The organism is Candidatus Ichthyocystis hellenicum, from assembly GCF_001460935.1.
Taxonomy (GTDB): domain Bacteria; phylum Pseudomonadota; class Gammaproteobacteria; order Burkholderiales; family 2013Ark19i; genus Ichthyocystis; species Ichthyocystis hellenicum.
Genome location: NZ_LN906597.1, coordinates 542,719 through 559,657, shown reverse-complemented (window position 1 = coordinate 559,657; position 16,939 = coordinate 542,719). Strand labels below are relative to the sequence as shown.

Here is a 16,939-nt window from a genome sequence, read left to right as displayed (position 1 = left end):
TGTCTAAATAGACTCATATGACCCTAAAATTGTCGTCAACCACAAACCACGATGAATAATATATGTAAATATAATAAATTATTCAGATTATACAAGATCATTATCTGACGGAATTCACGTGAATTTTATCAAATTGTAGTAGAATAAGTGCATATATTAAAAATTGGGAACACAGATTTATGTTGGTAGGAAATGGCTGCGTGGTTATTAGTCCCAACGCCTTGGACTTGATTGTGGAAGAAGAAGAAGAAGTGTCAGCGGAAACCATAATGCTATCCCCTCAACCGCCAGGAGCGATTCCTGTAAATAAAGAAATCCTAGCCGACAAAAATCATGCAGCCGCAGACTCTAACTGTGCCGTAGTATCGGAAAACAGCATACCTGAAGGTAGAGGTAGAAATTGCTACTTCGGATATTGCTGCCTAGTTTACTTGACAGTAACATTGTACGCATTTGTAATAGCGGTTATCATACATCCGTTTTGCTATGGGAAAGATTCCAAACTACCTGAATGCGGAAGAGTAATTTTTGGTTCTGTCTTGTCAGCATTGCTTTTTTTGTTCCTTGTACAAATTGGCTTGCGCATCCCGGGAGGAGGTGAAAGAAAAAAACTCGAAGGATAGTTTGCCGTCCGGTTATCTTGCCACACTGTATGAACTTAAAGTCGGGCAGTAATAGCCACCAACTGGGTAAGCCATAGTATCAATTGCAACATAAACAATAATTACATACCTGCACATGCAAAGTTACTTAGACTAAACTATCAACCTCCTACATAATGAGGCCGTAGGTTTTATGTGTATACAGGGATATATATGCAATGGTTGGGGATAATAAATTTGCACTAACAAATAATGGATGCGCTGCCATCGACTGCTGCGAATTAGAAGAAATTGTACCTTGTGAAATCGAAGAACCAGAGACTAGCCACCAAACGATGCGTCCTTTTCTTTCAACCGCACTTACCGCCAGCAGAAATGTTCAGGGCCACACACCAGACGCAGCTGTCAGTTGTAGCACAACCGAAGAATCAAGGAAACTACCTGAAACAGAGATTGTACCTATATTACCCCTGCAGGAGGAAATGGTTCCTGCCTTACCCAGCGAAGAGGGGTCTCTCTTTGAATATGACGTATATGAACCTAGCGAAAACTGGGAATGCATTCCCAATTCCATCGTCATGTATCATCGATGTGTCTTTTTATCTGCACTTATGTTCATATTTTTCGTTGTACTCGTTATAAAACCAGTTTGCCTCGCGAAAGGAACAAAGGCAAAAGAGTGTGACAACATGATGTTCAGTTTAGTTTGCTCATCATTACCAGTTATGTTTTTATTTAATATATACTTACATTTCTCAGAAAGAAATAGAAGACGGAGACGTGAAAGAGCTCGCAATCAACAAAATTTGTAACACACAGTTAAGTTGCTTTTTTAATTACAGTAGAGTTTATAATTGTGATACGGGTGAAGTAATTTAACCCACATATGAAAGCAAAACACAACTTCAGACAATTACTAATGAGATCGTAAAAATAATAACCTAATGACCGTTGTTGAGTTTCTTCGTCTTGGCCTTTTTTCGTCAACACAAAAAGTGATGTAGGAAAAATAACACCTTACCTGCCGATACAGATTTACTTATATTAAGCCATAATTTGTTGATAAAATAGATTCTGTTTGTAGATTATCGAGTCATAACATGGAATACAAAAAATTATGATAGCAGAGAATAACTGTATCGAAGCTGGTTGCAGCACATTAATCGAGATGGATACACTTCAAGGAAAGGAAGTGCCTCTTGAAACTGAGCTTGCATCTTCGTTATTGCTCCCAATAACATCAAACCAGAGTAAAACTGAACCCCTACTAAATAGCAGACACATGGCTGTGGATTGCCCCGCACTACGTGGAATCAATGAGACAGAAGAAGAACTACCTAGGAGCAGGAGACCCTCGTTAGTCGTCAATGCCCCCAGAGAAGAACACTTTGCTGAGGATCAAGTTAGGTTAAATAAAAACACCCTCAGACGTTACTACCTTAGACGCCATTTTCGTACCATTTTTTGGACAATTTTATTGATATCTGCATCAATAATCGCTGAGCACTTTATCTGTGGATCAGAAAAAGAATCTGGGAAATGTGAAAATATAGCATTGCGTTTCATTTTTTCAACGGTATTGCCAATCTGTTTTTTATTTCACACCTACCTGTTCTTCTCAGAAAAATCTGAAATAAAGCTCCTCCAAATTCAGATGAGATAAACATCAAACTTTATACAAAAACCTCAGCGTAATTTATAGGTTCGGCTCACAATCTAATAAGAGAAAACAATACCTAAGTAAAACTTAGCCATATTTAACCTTCCTCCTCCTATAACTCTTCAGTATGTAACTAAGCAAAACAACAAGTTAACTCAAGCAGTAATAAACAGGTGCGCATATAAGAATCTCTACTAATTTGTATGAAACCTAGCCCTCAGGCAGTAAGTAGCAAAGCAGAACAAAAAAGCATAAATCCAATGTTTCTCACTGGAAGTCACTACCTCCCATGATAGTACATTGAATACAGGTTGCTGCTGCACCAAACATCCGCAATCAAAACTGCGTGTGCCAAAAAGAAAAGTCTAACCATAAAAAATAAACACTAACCGAAGTACCGTATCCATAGAACACCGACTACTACCTTAATAATAATATCACTCTACCCTGCACAATATATAAATTGACGGTAGAAACACAACTTTGCTGATCAACTATTTGCTACTGCATATATAAAATTCGTTAGTAACTAAATAAACAGGGTACCTTAAAACAACCTTCAATGCATCGATATAGCGGAACAATCATCAAGGTTTATAAATCATATAGCCATGGTTGTAATAATAGCATATCGTATCTGCTCGCCAACTTTTTCTTGGTAAGATAAAAAATGAAAATGTAATATAAATATCAGCAAACAAATCTATTAGATTTGAGTAATTGCAAAATTTATGCTCGGGGGTAAAAGAGTATACTTTTACCCGAATATCATCTTTTTCCGTAGTAATAATTGAGCAATTATTATTAACTAACTGATAAATTATGAATCTCTACCATTTAATTGTGGTTACAATTACGAACACGTATATTTGGGCTAGGAACATAAATTTATGATATCGGAAAATAACTGCGTTGCTGTTAACTACGACATGTTAGGGAGCATAGACTACATACAAAGTGAAATCGACGATCGCTCTGAAGATGAAAGTATTATCCTTTATCACGGCGAGCTGGAAGAAACTCAGATGCAGGAATGGAAGGAAGAATCGAATGAAAATATTATACCATCTGCATTTACTACCCGAACAATAAATATCGACAGATCAGAACTCCATAATGAACACCGTACCATTGCAGACCTAGAGTACAACACAGCACGTAGAAACAAGAATGCTATTAAATTCCTCAGATACCGAAGTATCATTCTTTTATGCACAATGTTATACATCTCTTTAGCTATAATAGCAGTGTACCCTTATTGTCAAACAGAAGAACACAAAGGAATGGTTTTCATTTCCATTTTCTTCGGATTAGTCCTTTCCTCCATATTCCAAATATATTTTTATTGCTTAGAAAGATTTGATATAAGTGACTTCAACATTCTGGTCAACCATGCATAAAACACAAGCATTAAAGAAAACAACAAAGAACAATGATCAAAGCATTCGAGCACCTTATAAAACTAGGAGTACCATCATACACCTAAGGAAAACATAACCCCGCAGCAAACTACCGTACTGCTTAACTATAAACTATTAACGGGAGAAAATCCCTATTGAAGAAAACCAAAATAATGCAGCAGAAAAACTAAACTCTGAATAAAAAATCATCCCACTAGTTCATGCTCCATGGTTACCACCCTTTTGATAAATTACCATTGGCACAAATACGCCTTGCTTTTTGATGATAAAACAATAAAAAGAGTAGGACTACTAAATATGGGTCAGAACTAATTTTGAGAAACTATCCTTACCTACCTCCATATCCGCATGGTGTTAGTCTATGCAAACAGGTATTTATCAGAAATAATTCTATGATAATATCAAGTATCTCAGTTGCTGCATTACCCCAGAGTTGGACAAAATCGTTGATAATAGGGGCCAAACGAAAGCACAGTCACAGCAGTTGAATCATTACTGTTTCCCTATTCTCACAAACAAGCATAACTAACGATGATGCTGAAGGCACCCCTATGTCGAAGAAATGCTCATCTCTACAAAATCAACCGCAGGTACGTTAAATCTTGTAGCTGCGTTACATCACTGCCATTCTGTGTACACTTTCTGGTGTTTTTTATACAGGTTGCTCGGAAAATAAATTTTGTAGAACAGTAATATTGGCTTTGATTTTATCACGGGGATTACTTTTCTGTGTCTTGCAGACTTCTGTGTCTTGCAGCCCTATTTATATATAAATGAAACAAAGGAAAGTGAATAAATAATTACTGAACAAACTAACAACCTATAAATTTCAACTCTTCTCCCTAAAATAGCCCTAGATAATACTCCCGTTTACATACAGGACGAAACATATATCTGATTACCTTAAATTATTATTAGGCAGCACAATTCAAACAGCAAATTAATGTGTATCGCAGTGCTTAGTAACATGGAGTCAAATAAGTAATGGTAAAGAGTTCTAATTGCACAGAGTGAGTAGAAATTTGTACAGGTAAGGAATTAATATTTCATCATCTGAATTAATAGAAAAGACAACCCCTACACTAAGAAAAAAATACCGAGGTATAGTCAAGAAAAATCAGATAAAATTACTGTATGTGAGCAAGAAGACAAAGCTTAGACTTCTTTATATTAAAAAATAAGTAAACCAAAAGATCAAAATAGACGCAACTAAAGCAAAAGTTGCAAATTAGCGATAGCACCTGACGAAGAAAAAATCTTGTTACTGAATAACCTAAGATCAGCCAAAATCTGAATCTTGCGAGCTCTAGCTATATAAAATAAATCTTAATCCTGCTGAGATCAAACATGACTAAAACATCAATTATCGTACACTTACATTATTAACATACTATATATGGATCGATGTTAGTTATGAAAATTAAGATACTCTGAGTCACGCATACCATTACTCTTTTAACCATTGATATGAAATCAATAATTCCTACCTTTCAAATAAAATTGCACTTTTAAATCATATTAAGTCATATACTAACAGCTTCCTAACAGCTGCCAAAATTCATACAATTTAGTATAATCAAGACCATAAAGGTACTTGCTAGAAAATACGGTTATGTGAAATGCATGTTTAACAACACAGGAATTAACTATTGAGATCACAATAAAATATATGTTAATAATATATTGTGTACCAAATATTAAAAACAATAACGTACTGCACGTGTACATCTGCTTATATTAAACTGTTATCAGATGCTACAATTATCGCTGCGAATTACTCTATGTTACGGCGTTAAGAGCATAGCTTTACAAAATTAGAGGAGTACCTCCATGGTAGCAAAAAGTTCCAAATGCATAGAATCAACAGAAGTTTGTGCATATAACGAAACAACGGAAGATACTGTGCTGTCTTTGGTGTCATCCAGCACAGTTGAAAAAAATACCACTCCTCCTTTGAGAAAAGTATGCAGTGCCGTTTGCTACGAAAGATTAGGAAAAATTACTGTATGCGCGCAAGAAACATTGGTCGAAGTGCCAGATTCATTACTAGAGGAATCTCCTACCGTGGTACCCACTAAATCAGAATGTATGCTTCAATCTGCTAAAGAAAAAGTTGCTATAGCATCCACTAAAACGAAAAATGTGCTAAATATGGTCAAAGAAAGATACGAGTTAACCGCCACCGAAGCAAGATACATGCTTGCCACCACTAGAGCAAAATGTGCACTGGCTGCTACTGGAACAAAATATGTTCTAAACGCATCAAGATCAAAACGCACATCTGACGAAGAAAGAGTTACAGAAGAACTTGCAGAAAAAGAAACTATTATTGCTGAAGAATATGATATAATCCGAGAACCTAGATATTACAACAAGATACGTGAGGCCAATCTTTGTCATGCTAAAGTCAACATGTGGGTAATATCTATTATCTCTGTAATTACATTCTTAGGATATCCCTTATTATGTTATCCTAGCCAGGATCAAAAATATGTCAGTTACGTTTTACTAGCTTTAAATATATCCGTAGGAGTAATGGCACTTATATTTCATACAACCATTTACTGCACAACCCCACAGCATAGCTCTAGAGGTAGAAAATGAGTCGGATGCACCACAAATCTTAGTGTCTAGTCAACTAAGCAAGAATCAACAAATTTCAGATCTTCATCTGAGAATACACCAGCGTAAATTTTCAGGTTTATGTACGCCTTGAGAGTAGAAATAATTTCATCTACCAATTGAGAACTTAGGTTATAAACTTGGTTCTCAGCTGTCAGAACATCTAGTAAGATTCTTGTTCCAGTGCGATACCCAAGTTGGTTAGCAGACAGTGAAGTCCTTGCTGACGCCATGGCTGTTTTCAATGCGTTAATATGGTTTAGACCATTTCTGAAATTTAGATAGCTCTGCTCTGTCATCAAGCTAACCTGATTATACGTTTTTCTATAATCCTCATACACAGCAACTGACTTATGGATATACTCATCAACTTTTGCTGCTATAGATCCCCCTAAAAACAAGGGAAGGGTAACCTTTACACCAACAAACATATCAGGTTGTGACTCACCAACTCCGGCAGAAGTTAGGCCAACACTATCATATCTGGAGGATACTGTTACTTCCAATGTAGGAAAATGACCGGCCTTTTGTAGACTTATATCATTCTTTGCCGCCATCAAGAGCAATTCTTGAGAGCGTATTAATGGGGACTTCAAACGAGCGGTAGAAGTCCAGTAAGCCAAGGGATAATTGATAGCCTTTATACTCAAAGGCCCCAAATCATCAAGTGATAGAGAATCAATTTTATCAAATTCTTGTCCCACAAAAATGCGCAAAGCAGCCTGAGACGATCTCTCAACTGCCTGAGCAGACACTATATCAGCGGTGGATAAAGAATATTGGGCCTGACTATACTGCACATCTGCAATAGTAGCTGACCCTGCCTCAAATCGCTTTTGAGCTTGACGCATTTGCTCAAGAATAACTCTACGACGAGCGGAAAGACTTTCCAATTTCTCATGTGCACCAAGTACAGAAAAATATGCATCTACGAGACGCGTAACCAAATCATATTCTGATCCTTGTACCTTATAGGCATACGCCTGAGCACGCAGACGAGCTGAACTTACAGCTTTCGACACCTTTGCGTCGAACAAGGATTCTTTAGCAGAAATAGAAAATGCGTCATCGGTGTACCATTTTTTAGGCAAAGGCTCCTGAGCTGAAACTGGCGCAACAGGAGGAGAGGGGTAACTACTATTCACCTCTGCAACTGCAACAACTGATGGCATATACCCAGACAAAGACTGTCTAACCAAAGCATCAGCCACCTTTCGATTTGCCTGAGCAGAAAGGTACGAAGGATCCCTACTCCTAGACAAATGATAAGCCTCATAAAGTGTCATAGCCATAAGAGACTGAGGTGCCAAATAACACAAACCCAAAAAACACCAAACACCAAACCGGCATCCCAGAAGCATATTTTTCCTCGCTAACTCGCCTAAAGATATCCTCTTATTACTCATTTGTATCGTGGCATAGTTTGATCAACTCTCATAGCCCAGGCATCAATTCCACCAATTAGAACGGAAACGTTTAAAAACCCTTTCCTTTCCAAAAAGAGCGCCACTGACACGCTACGGTCAAACCCGTGACAAACAACCACCATTGGCAAATAGGGATCTAGAGAGTGGTAGAAATCATAAATACTGTCATCAGGAACAGAGATAGAATTTGGAATCGAGCACAGCTCAAACTCCTCTGCGGAACGGATATCGATCAAAATCGGCTTCTCAACATTGGGATCATCCAACCAATTTTTGAGCTGCCTAGGTAATAATTGCTTCATATACACCAAAATAAGCTAGAACTCGAATAAGTCCCGGTCGGGATCAATAAGTGGCGGTACGTAGTAATCAAAAAGCGCAGACTTATCCCAGCGGTTATCAACTCCATCACGACTATAGCAAACGGCAGTTACAGCAGGAAATACACCTTCAAATCCAACAATATAAGTACACGAAGCTGCAATGGAAAAAAATTTATCGGAAACTTTAGGAACAGAACCACAAATAACAATCGTATCAAATTTTCTTGATGAAAAATCGTGCAAAAAAGCATCACCAGTCATGACATCAACATTATCTATACCTGAGTTAGCAAAATTACTCCTGGAGAAAGATGCTAATCTACCATGAATCTCCAAACAATATACACTAGTTGAAATACGGGACAACAAAGCAGCGAAATAACCACTACCAGAACCTATGACAACGGACGACGAACTGGCCGCCCTATCACATAGGACGCTCAACAATCTGGCCTCTACTTTAGGAGAAAACATTATTTCCCCCGTGTCTAGCAAAGGTAACTCAACATCAAACAAAGCCTGATTCTTACATTCCGTGGAAACAAAATTCTCCCGCTTAACTTCCCGCAAAATATCAAAAACTTTTTCATTGGAAACAGACCAGGTTCGCAACTGTGTATCAAACATAGTCTCTCGAAGAACATCAAAATCCATACCTATCCCTTAAGATCATCACACATCCACTTTATCTCGTGGGTAAAAACCAAAATACCGCTTTAAATCATCTAACAGTGTATATACAACTGGCACAACAATAAGAGTTAGTATTGAGGAAGTCACAACACCACCGGCAACCGCCTGAGCCATAGGAGCGCTGGATTCCGATCCCTCCCCTACACTAAATGCAGCGGGTATCATACCAGCAACAATAGAAACTGTAGTCATAAGAATAGGACGAAGACGAACAAAGGCTGCGGATAATACAGCATCATAGGCAGAGGTCCCCTTGCGAGTAGACTGGTTTGCGAAATCTACTAACAAGATTCCATTCTTTGTAACCAATCCCATCAACATGATGGTTCCTATCATAGAAAATAAATTAAACGAAGATCTAAAAAGGATTAATGCTCCCACTACACCGATAATTGAAAATGGCAATGCCGTCATAATGATAACCGGATCCAAAAAACTGCGAAACTGGGAAGCAAGGATCATATAAATAAAAGCCACAGCAAGTAACAAAGCTTCCTTGGCATAATGGAAAGACTCTTGCATATCTTCACTATTACCAGTAATTACTACTTGATAGCTATTTGGTATTGGCAGTTTCTTTATTAGGGAGTCAACAAATTTTGTTGCTTCACTCAAACTTTGACCAAGCTTAACACCGGTAGTAATTTTAACTGCCTTCATCAAATTGATATGTTCGCGCACATTACTGGTCAAGGTTTCCTTTATGGACACTAACTCTGATATGGGAACCAAACTTTTCCTGCTCTTAATTGTAGGATCATTGTTAGGCACAGCAATATAAAGATGTGACATATCATGAACTGACCTCAAATCACCAGACGCAATACGCAACAACACGGTATATCTGGTACCATCCGGTGATTGCCAGGACTCGGATGTATCTCCGCCGACTAGAATCCTCAGCACATTTGCCAAATAGGATACGCTCAAACCCATACTCCTAGCTTTATCGGTATCAACCTGCAACTCAATAGTTGGTTGAACAGAGGCTGAACTAATATTAGGATCGGTAAAGAAGTTTGACACATGCATTTTTTCTAGCAAGATACTCGCCAATCGATTAAGCTCATCATAGTTGTCCCCCAATATGCTAATTTCTATCGGTTTTCTCTCGCCTGTAGCACCCTGAACTCCCACGGAGTTTATTTTAATTCCCCCTATTCGTGACAATTTATCACGGATTACAGGGACTAGGTCGGATACGGACCGTAGTCTCTGATTATCAGGAATCAATTGAACATAAACCCGTCCTATTGTTTTACCTCGCCTACTAGATGACTGAGAATTAATAGTAGTAAGAATTTGATTAACTTCCGAAAAAGAATACAAAATACCGTTTATCTGTTTAGATTTTTCAGCGGTAACATCTATAGACGATCCAGGCGTCACTTGAAAATCTATCACTATTTCGCTGTAATCTCCGTCGGGAATAAAATCAACACCTAAAAATCGAACCGTGTAAACGCTAAAAATTAGAACAAGAACAGAAAAAGCCACTACTATAAGACGATGATTAAGACACCACCTAACTATGCCTACATATAGAAAACTTAGTGCTTTTTGTACGCCATTAATCGTGCTAACTATAGGTGCAAGAAAAACGTTGGAAGAAGATCCACTACCTACATCCGGATCATGCCATATAGATGACATCATAGGATCCAAGGTAAAACTAACGAACAATGAAACCATTACAATAAATGCAACCGTTATACCAAACTCTTTGAAAAACTGCCCGATTATTCCACCCATAAACCCTACCGGAAGGAAAACGGCAACAACTGTAAGTGTGGTCGCAATCACTGCCAATCCTATTTCTTCCGTTCCCTCTAAAGCTGCCTTAACTGGGTTTTTACCCATTTCAAGGTGACGAACAATATTTTCGCGAACTACAATAGCATCGTCTATTAAAAAACCCACGCTAAGAGATAGTGCCATTAGAGTCAAAAAATTAATAGAGAAATCCATTATATACATAATGGTAAAAGAGCTAAGCAAGGTTATAGGCAATGTGAGCCCTGTAATTACAGTGGAGCGCCACGACCCCAAAAATAAAAATACCGTCAAAATCGTCAGAACTACACCTTCAAGAATGGTACGAACAAAATTATCCACTGCAACATTAACAATTCTCGATGAATCACGTATTACTTCCAGTTTGACATCACCAGATAATTTTCTGTTAATTTGATCGACAGTCTTACGGATGCGATTAGCCGTCGCAATAAGATTCGCATCATCTGTTTTTACTACCTCCAAACCAATAACTGGTTTAGCATTCATCAAGGCCAAACTTTGCAACTCCTGCTGACCAGTAGAAACAGTTGCAACATCACGAAGTTGAACTCCCTTAGTAATGTAGAATGATTCAAAATCTAGTGGGTTTACTGCGTGATTCTTAACCTCAACACTAGGCTCACGACCTCCGGTAGTTATAAAAGATCCCACTGGTAGATCACGATTATCTGAACTTATTACACTCAAAAGACTTTCCACGCCAACACCAAACGACGTCAACAACTCGGGCTTTACTGAAACTACAATTTGTTTTTGCTGCTCTCCAAGGGGCTCAACCATACCGACACCCTTGATTGTCTGCAATTGAGGAATAATGACTTTATCTGCAAGCTCAGTCAGGTACTCCACAGATCTTGAATCAGAACGAATAGCAATAGTAGCAATTGGGGTACTGTTTAGATTAAACCTAGAAACCTCAGGTGTTTTAACTTCACTAGAAAAAAAGGTACGAGCAGAAGCTACCTTTTCACGCACATCGTTAGCCGCCAAATTTACATCCGTCCCCAAAGAAAAAGTTGCGGTTACAATTGATACTCCGGGATACGAATGAGAAAAAATCTCTTTTAATCCAGAGACGGTATTAACCGCCTTTTCTATGCGCTCAGAAACCTCTGATTCCACAACTTCAGGCGAAGCACCAGGAAACAGTGTTTTTACGGAAACAACTGGAAAATTAATATTTGGGTACTGCTGCACTGGCAATCTTGAAAGAGAGAACAAACCCAAAATCATCAGGGCAATCATCATCATGGTTGCAAAAACGTGATTGCTAACACTAACTCTGGTTATTAACACAGCTATCTCACGCTTTGGTCTGTTTGATTTTTAATAAGGTCCACAACTTTTACGTGAGTTCCTTGGGCCAAAGAACCGAAATTCTTCATAACTATCGTATCGCCTTTGCGTAGTCCAGACAAAACCTCAAAATATCCATAAACTTTATCTATAAGCCCAACATCAACGTATTGCTTAATTATCTTATTGTCACGAATCAAATAAACAAATTTTCGGTTTGAATCTTCACGGATCGCGGCTTCAGGAACAGCTATCACTTTGCGGTGAACAGATGTTACCAAAAATCCCTTTACAAACATACCAACCTTAAATACATCATTTTGGTTCGGCACAGGAGAAAACACTATAAATGTATGAGAATCAGCGCTAGATTCTGGTGATATCCTAGAAACGAATGAATTGATGGGAACTTTCTGATCCCCCACAAATAATTTCACTGGTGTTTTGACATGAACATGCAAAATTTTCTCGGTAGGAATCATCAAACTAGCTTCGAGATGACTAAGATCCAAGAGAGAACACAGTTTCTGACCTGCTACCACGCTCTGACCAGTATTAACGTACGCCTCTGATACGTAACCAGTAATAGGGGAGTATAAATCCGCATCTTTCAATTGATCTATTATCTCCTCATACTGGGCTTTATAGAGGGCTAATTGTGCTTTTTTCTGTTGCAAACCAGCTTTAGCTGTTTCAAATTCCAAATCAGAAACAAAACCCTTCTGATGCAATTGTTGAGAGTTGAAAAAGTCCTTTTGGGCAAGACTAAGCATGGAAACACCAACGTCATACTGACTACTCGCCTGATCTCGCTTATGAAGCAACACTCCCTTATCCAGTGATGCTAGCAAACTTCCCTTATGTACAAAATCTCCCTTTTTAAAAACCACTTTGAACAGGGTCCCTGGTTGCTCAGTAGAAAGATCTATTTTATTAGATGATATGATTGAACCAATAACTGGGATATAATCGCCTACGTCACGATAATCGACATAATCCAAATCATCCCTGAGGAATTCAACTGGATACTCCGTACTGTACCCTGGCCTGAGCTCATGATTAACTTTATGTGCCTCATCGGAAACACAGGACGCCATAAACAGAAGGGGTAACGCAAAAGGAACAACCCTAAGTCGTCGAACTACGTACAGCAGACTATATATCACCCCATGTTGCATAATAACGGCTCGCCAACGCTTGCTATCACAGCACCCATTGTATAGGACTTACGGGCACATCTGATGAATCATTACAGATAACGTGGTCAGACGATCGCAAATTTTCATACTCAGCTAATCTTAGATCCAGCAAATGTGACGGCACTATTTTGAACAGGCTTCTAAAAATAGTCTGTATCCGTCCTGGATGCTTACTCCTCCATAGAGAAAGCATAGACTTAATTTGTGCTCGCTGCATATTTTCCTGACTACCACACAAATTACATGGAATGATCGGAAATTTCCGGTGCTCAGACCAGCGGATAGTATCCTCTTCTGCCACGTAAGCCAACGGTCGAATAACAACATGTGACCCATCATCAGACACTAACCTTGGAGGCATAGCTTTCAATGCCCCTCCAAAAAAAAGATTCAGAAAAAAGGTTTCTATAATGTCATCCCGATGATGCCCGAGAGCGATTTTATTAACTTCCAGCTCATCTGCTAAGCGGTACAAGATACCTCTACGCAATCGCGAACACAGTGAGCATTTAGTATCTTGTGGTCGTAGGACACGATTAACAACATCAAGTGTGTTCTGGTACTCACAGTGAAAAGGCACTCCCAGGGAAGCAACATAGTTAGGCAAAGTATCTTTTGGAAAACCTGGATGACCTTGATCAACATTTACAGCTATAATATCGAATTTGATAGGTGATATATGAGAAAGCTTCAACAGAATATCGAGCAAAGTGTAGCTGTCTTTTCCTCCTGAAAGACATACCATGACACGATCACCGTTTTCGATCATGGAAAAGTCATTTATCGCCTGTCCGATCTGGCGACGAATTCTTTTTTCAAGTTTAATATGCTCTCGTTTTTGCTTACATAATAATTCACTCATACCACCTCTTCTAATTTAATCTCATGAATCCTTTGGTTAAAAAGATAATATCGACCATCAAAAACAATTCCGATATTTGGATACCTTTTTCCACTTTCATGGAAATGGCACTTTATGAGAATGGATTGGGGTACTACAACTCCCAAACTATCCAACCATTCGGAAAAACAGGGGATTTTTTCACTGCTCCAACTCTATCCTGTCATCTAGGCCAAGCACTAATAACTCAATGGGAACCCCTTCTTCGCAGTGAAACCTGCGACATCACAGAACTAGGTGCTGGAGATGGATCACTTGCCTGCACAATTTGCAGTGAAATAGAACGTAGAGGAATCCCTCTGAGAAACTACAAGATATATGAAATATCACCTCATCTAAAAAACATACAGGAAAAAAACATAAAAAACCGACTGAGTAATAATATGGCGTCACAAATAAAATGGATAGACTCTCTCCCCCCATCTTGCTCGCAGGGCATAATTTTTGGCAATGAAATCATTGATGCTATTCCCTGCGAACTACTTAGGTGGACAAATGATCAGATATGGCGTTCCGGCATTACAATCGACCATAACAACCAACTTGTGTTCAAATGGCGTCTACTAGATCACTCAGGTCCTGATAAACTGCTGCAACAACAAGCAAATGAAATACACGCCTACCTAAAAGAACAGGAAAGCTTGCCTTACGAAAGTGAAATCCACCCTCAAGCACAGTTATTTTTTGAAAAAGTCGCCGAACACCTAGATAAGGGCATACTACAGTTGATAGATTACGGTTTTGAGGCATCTGTTTACTACATGCCCTCACGTTCACGTGGAACCTTAATGTGCCATCACCAACATCTTGCACACGACAACTTGCTTGCCAACGTAGGATCACAAGACATCTCTTGTCATGTAAATTTTTCCTTACTTGCACAAACAGCACACCGACTAGGATTAACCCTATGCGGATACATATCCCAAGGTCAATTTCTAGTAAATTTGTTGCAATCTAGCGCTAACATCTTCAGCATAAATAACCCAAAAGACGCACAATGCCTGCAAATTTTAACCAGCCCCCATGAAATGGGTGAGTTATTTAAAATAATAACATGGGAAAAAAATTTGGACCTTGACCTCCCATCATTTTCAGCTGGAGATAGATCATATAGACTGTAGGATAGGTTCCCAAATCATCTAGGGGGTTGCAAATCATGTTTGACCAACTTATTTCCCGTTTTCACGAGATCCATAAAACTCTGAGTGGCCAGGCCAAAATATCAGAAAAAAACATAGAAGATGCTCTCCGCGAGGTTCGGGTAGCATTGGTGGACGCCGACGTTTCCTTAGTTACACTGAAAAAATTTATAGACAGTGTCAAGACGAAGTCCATTGGTGAGCGCGTAATTTCCAGTTTGACTCCTGCCCAAGCCTTCATCGGCATAGTACATAAGGAGCTCACAGACCTTTTTGGAAGTGCAAAATCTGAACTTAATCTTAACGCACCGCCTCCGGCAACCGTCCTTCTTACTGGGCTCCAAGGCTCTGGAAAAACCACCACAGCAGGAAAATTAGCAAAATTTATCCAGGACTCAAGCAAGAAGAAAGTTCTAATTTCGAGTGGAGACGTTTATCGACCGGCAGCAATAGATCAGTTAAGAATTTTAGCAGAACAGCTTTCTGTAGATTTCTATGAATCTTCAGAAAAATCACCGCAAAATATAGCAAGATCTGCGCTTACTCACGCGAATAAAAAAGCATACGATCTGATAATTTTCGATACAGCAGGAAGAACTTCCGTAGATAAACCTATGCTCAATGAACTAACCGAGCTAGAAGAAATTCTTTCACCGGTCGAAACGTTTATTGTGATTGACAGCATGTTAGGTCAGGATGCAGTTAGCACATCTCTCGCCTTTAAGGAAGCAGTAAAAATTACAGGAGCTATCGTCACAAAATTGGATGGAGATACCAGAGGGGGAGCGGCTTTATCGGTATGGGATACGGTTGGTGTTCCTATAAAGTTTTGCGGGACTTCGGAAAAATTAGACGGATTGGAAGAATTTTATCCAGAGAGAATGGCTTCCCGCATTCTTGGGATGGGTGATGTAGTCTCTCTTGTTGAATACGCGCGCAAAGCAGAAAAAAGTCGCCTGGAGAAAAAAAACACACCCAAAAAATCTAAGAAAAGGTTTGACATGACAGATTTTCGTGCTCAGCTAGAGCAAATACGAACCATAAGTTCTGTTCCTGGGTTTATTGATAAACTCCCCAAAGAAATATCCTCTATAGCGGCGCAACAAATCCCGCAAACGGCCAAAACTGTCAAAATATCCTTGGGAATCATTGATTCCATGACAGCACAAGAACGAAAAACACCGGAAATATTAAAATCATCCAGAAAAAGGAGAATTGCATCCGGTGCAGGAACCACAGTCCAAGAAGTAAACAAACTCTTGTCCCAGTTTGAGAAAACGCAAAAGGTATTCAAACAAATCAAAAAAGGAGGAGAAAATGGACTAGAGAGGCTTATGGGGGGAATAAAAAAATTCAACAGATAAGCGTAAATTTGCTACATTAGACCGGCCTTCACATCTGAAAAGACTTTGTCCAGTACGTTATTGACGTACTTGTAGCCATCGGTACCGCCATAAACCTTTGCCAATTCTATGCCTTCATTTATCACTACCGGAGCAGGAACATTTCTTTCATATAAGAGCTCAAAGACTGACACGACCAATATGGAAATCTCTATTGGTGTAACAGAAGACACGGGCCGATCAAGATATTTGATCAGGCATTCCAAAATTTTTTCTAGGTGATCACAAACACCTGAAAACAAAACTTCAAAGTAGTCCTTATTACATCTCAAATAATCAATATCACTATCCAAAAAGCTCCTCAGATCAGAATAATTTCCCTTAAAAGAATCCTCACCTAGAAAGTACTGATAAAAGCACTTCATCACGCACACCCGTGAACGAGACCTACCGGACAATCCTGGTTTCCTTGGTCTTGGAGCAGCAGTCGACGACGATTCTGACATAAGTCTG

Annotated in this window: 14 protein-coding genes; 7 read left to right on the top strand and 7 right to left on the bottom strand. The window is 38.9% G+C overall.

All coding sequences use genetic code 11. From position 1 onward, the window contains the following. The first annotated feature begins 179 nt into the window (after nt 1-179). The 5 genes from Arg41_RS02670 (at nt 180) to Arg41_RS02650 (ending at nt 6,287) form a co-directional block, all read left to right on the top strand. Complete coding sequence (locus tag Arg41_RS02670) at nt 180-623, top strand: hypothetical protein (protein WP_092490453.1); 444 nt, start codon at nt 180-182, stop codon at nt 621-623. A 197-nt stretch (nt 624-820) separates the two neighbouring features. Then, nucleotides 821-1,414, top strand: coding sequence for a hypothetical protein (locus Arg41_RS02665; RefSeq protein ID WP_092342290.1), 594 nt, complete (start codon nt 821-823; stop codon nt 1,412-1,414). Between the two features lie 305 nt (nt 1,415-1,719). Beyond that, nucleotides 1,720-2,265 carry a hypothetical protein gene (locus Arg41_RS02660; RefSeq protein ID WP_092490452.1) on the top strand — a complete coding sequence of 182 codons (546 nt, stop codon included), beginning with the start codon at nt 1,720-1,722 and terminating at the stop codon, nt 2,263-2,265. A gap of 887 nt (nt 2,266-3,152) precedes the next feature. Then, nucleotides 3,153-3,662, top strand: coding sequence for a hypothetical protein (locus Arg41_RS02655; protein WP_092342285.1), 510 nt, complete (start codon nt 3,153-3,155; stop codon nt 3,660-3,662). Between the two features lie 1,851 nt (nt 3,663-5,513). Further along, nucleotides 5,514-6,287 (top strand): hypothetical protein, encoded by a 774-nt coding sequence (locus Arg41_RS02650; RefSeq protein WP_092342283.1) that lies wholly within the window; start codon nt 5,514-5,516, stop codon nt 6,285-6,287. Between the two features lie 26 nt (nt 6,288-6,313). Here Arg41_RS02650 and Arg41_RS02645 read toward each other — a convergent pair whose 3' ends face one another. Genes Arg41_RS02645 through ttcA form a run of 6 tightly spaced genes read right to left on the bottom strand, consistent with a single transcriptional unit; the run spans nt 6,314 to nt 13,902 of the window. After that, nucleotides 6,314-7,711, bottom strand: a complete 1,398-nt coding sequence (locus Arg41_RS02645) for a TolC family protein (protein ID WP_092486822.1) — start codon at nt 7,709-7,711, stop codon at nt 6,314-6,316. Then, nucleotides 7,708-8,034, bottom strand: coding sequence for a rhodanese-like domain-containing protein (locus Arg41_RS02640; protein WP_092342279.1), 327 nt, complete (start codon nt 8,032-8,034; stop codon nt 7,708-7,710). The genes Arg41_RS02645 and Arg41_RS02640 overlap by 4 nt, the downstream gene beginning before the upstream one ends. A gap of 15 nt (nt 8,035-8,049) precedes the next feature. Continuing rightward, nucleotides 8,050-8,709: a protein-L-isoaspartate O-methyltransferase family protein gene (locus Arg41_RS02635; RefSeq protein WP_092342277.1), complete on the bottom strand. Its 660-nt coding sequence runs from the start codon at nt 8,707-8,709 to the stop codon at nt 8,050-8,052. Between the two features lie 18 nt (nt 8,710-8,727). Beyond that, nucleotides 8,728-11,841: an efflux RND transporter permease subunit gene (locus Arg41_RS02630; protein WP_092342275.1), complete on the bottom strand. Its 3,114-nt coding sequence runs from the start codon at nt 11,839-11,841 to the stop codon at nt 8,728-8,730. 2 nt (nt 11,842-11,843) lie between these two features. Further along, nucleotides 11,844-13,019 (bottom strand): efflux RND transporter periplasmic adaptor subunit, encoded by a 1,176-nt coding sequence (locus Arg41_RS02625; protein ID WP_092342272.1) that lies wholly within the window; start codon nt 13,017-13,019, stop codon nt 11,844-11,846. Between the two features lie 25 nt (nt 13,020-13,044). Continuing rightward, nucleotides 13,045-13,902, bottom strand: a complete 858-nt coding sequence (ttcA, locus tag Arg41_RS02620) for a tRNA 2-thiocytidine(32) synthetase TtcA (RefSeq protein WP_092342270.1) — start codon at nt 13,900-13,902, stop codon at nt 13,045-13,047. A gap of 23 nt (nt 13,903-13,925) precedes the next feature. Between ttcA and Arg41_RS02615 the strand changes: the two genes are divergently transcribed. Further along, the gene (locus tag Arg41_RS02615) at nt 13,926-15,065 is read left to right on the top strand and encodes a class I SAM-dependent methyltransferase (RefSeq protein WP_092342268.1); all 1,140 of its coding nucleotides are present in this window, start codon (nt 13,926-13,928) and stop codon (nt 15,063-15,065) included. A 35-nt stretch (nt 15,066-15,100) separates the two neighbouring features. Beyond that, the gene (gene ffh / locus Arg41_RS02610; RefSeq protein ID WP_092342266.1) at nt 15,101-16,447 is read left to right on the top strand and encodes a signal recognition particle protein; all 1,347 of its coding nucleotides are present in this window, start codon (nt 15,101-15,103) and stop codon (nt 16,445-16,447) included. An 11-nt stretch (nt 16,448-16,458) separates the two neighbouring features. On the opposite strand, the gene nusB is transcribed toward ffh, so the two are convergent. Continuing rightward, nucleotides 16,459-16,932: a transcription antitermination factor NusB gene (gene nusB, locus Arg41_RS02605; RefSeq protein WP_092490451.1), complete on the bottom strand. Its 474-nt coding sequence runs from the start codon at nt 16,930-16,932 to the stop codon at nt 16,459-16,461. Nucleotides 16,933-16,939 lie beyond the last annotated feature (7 nt).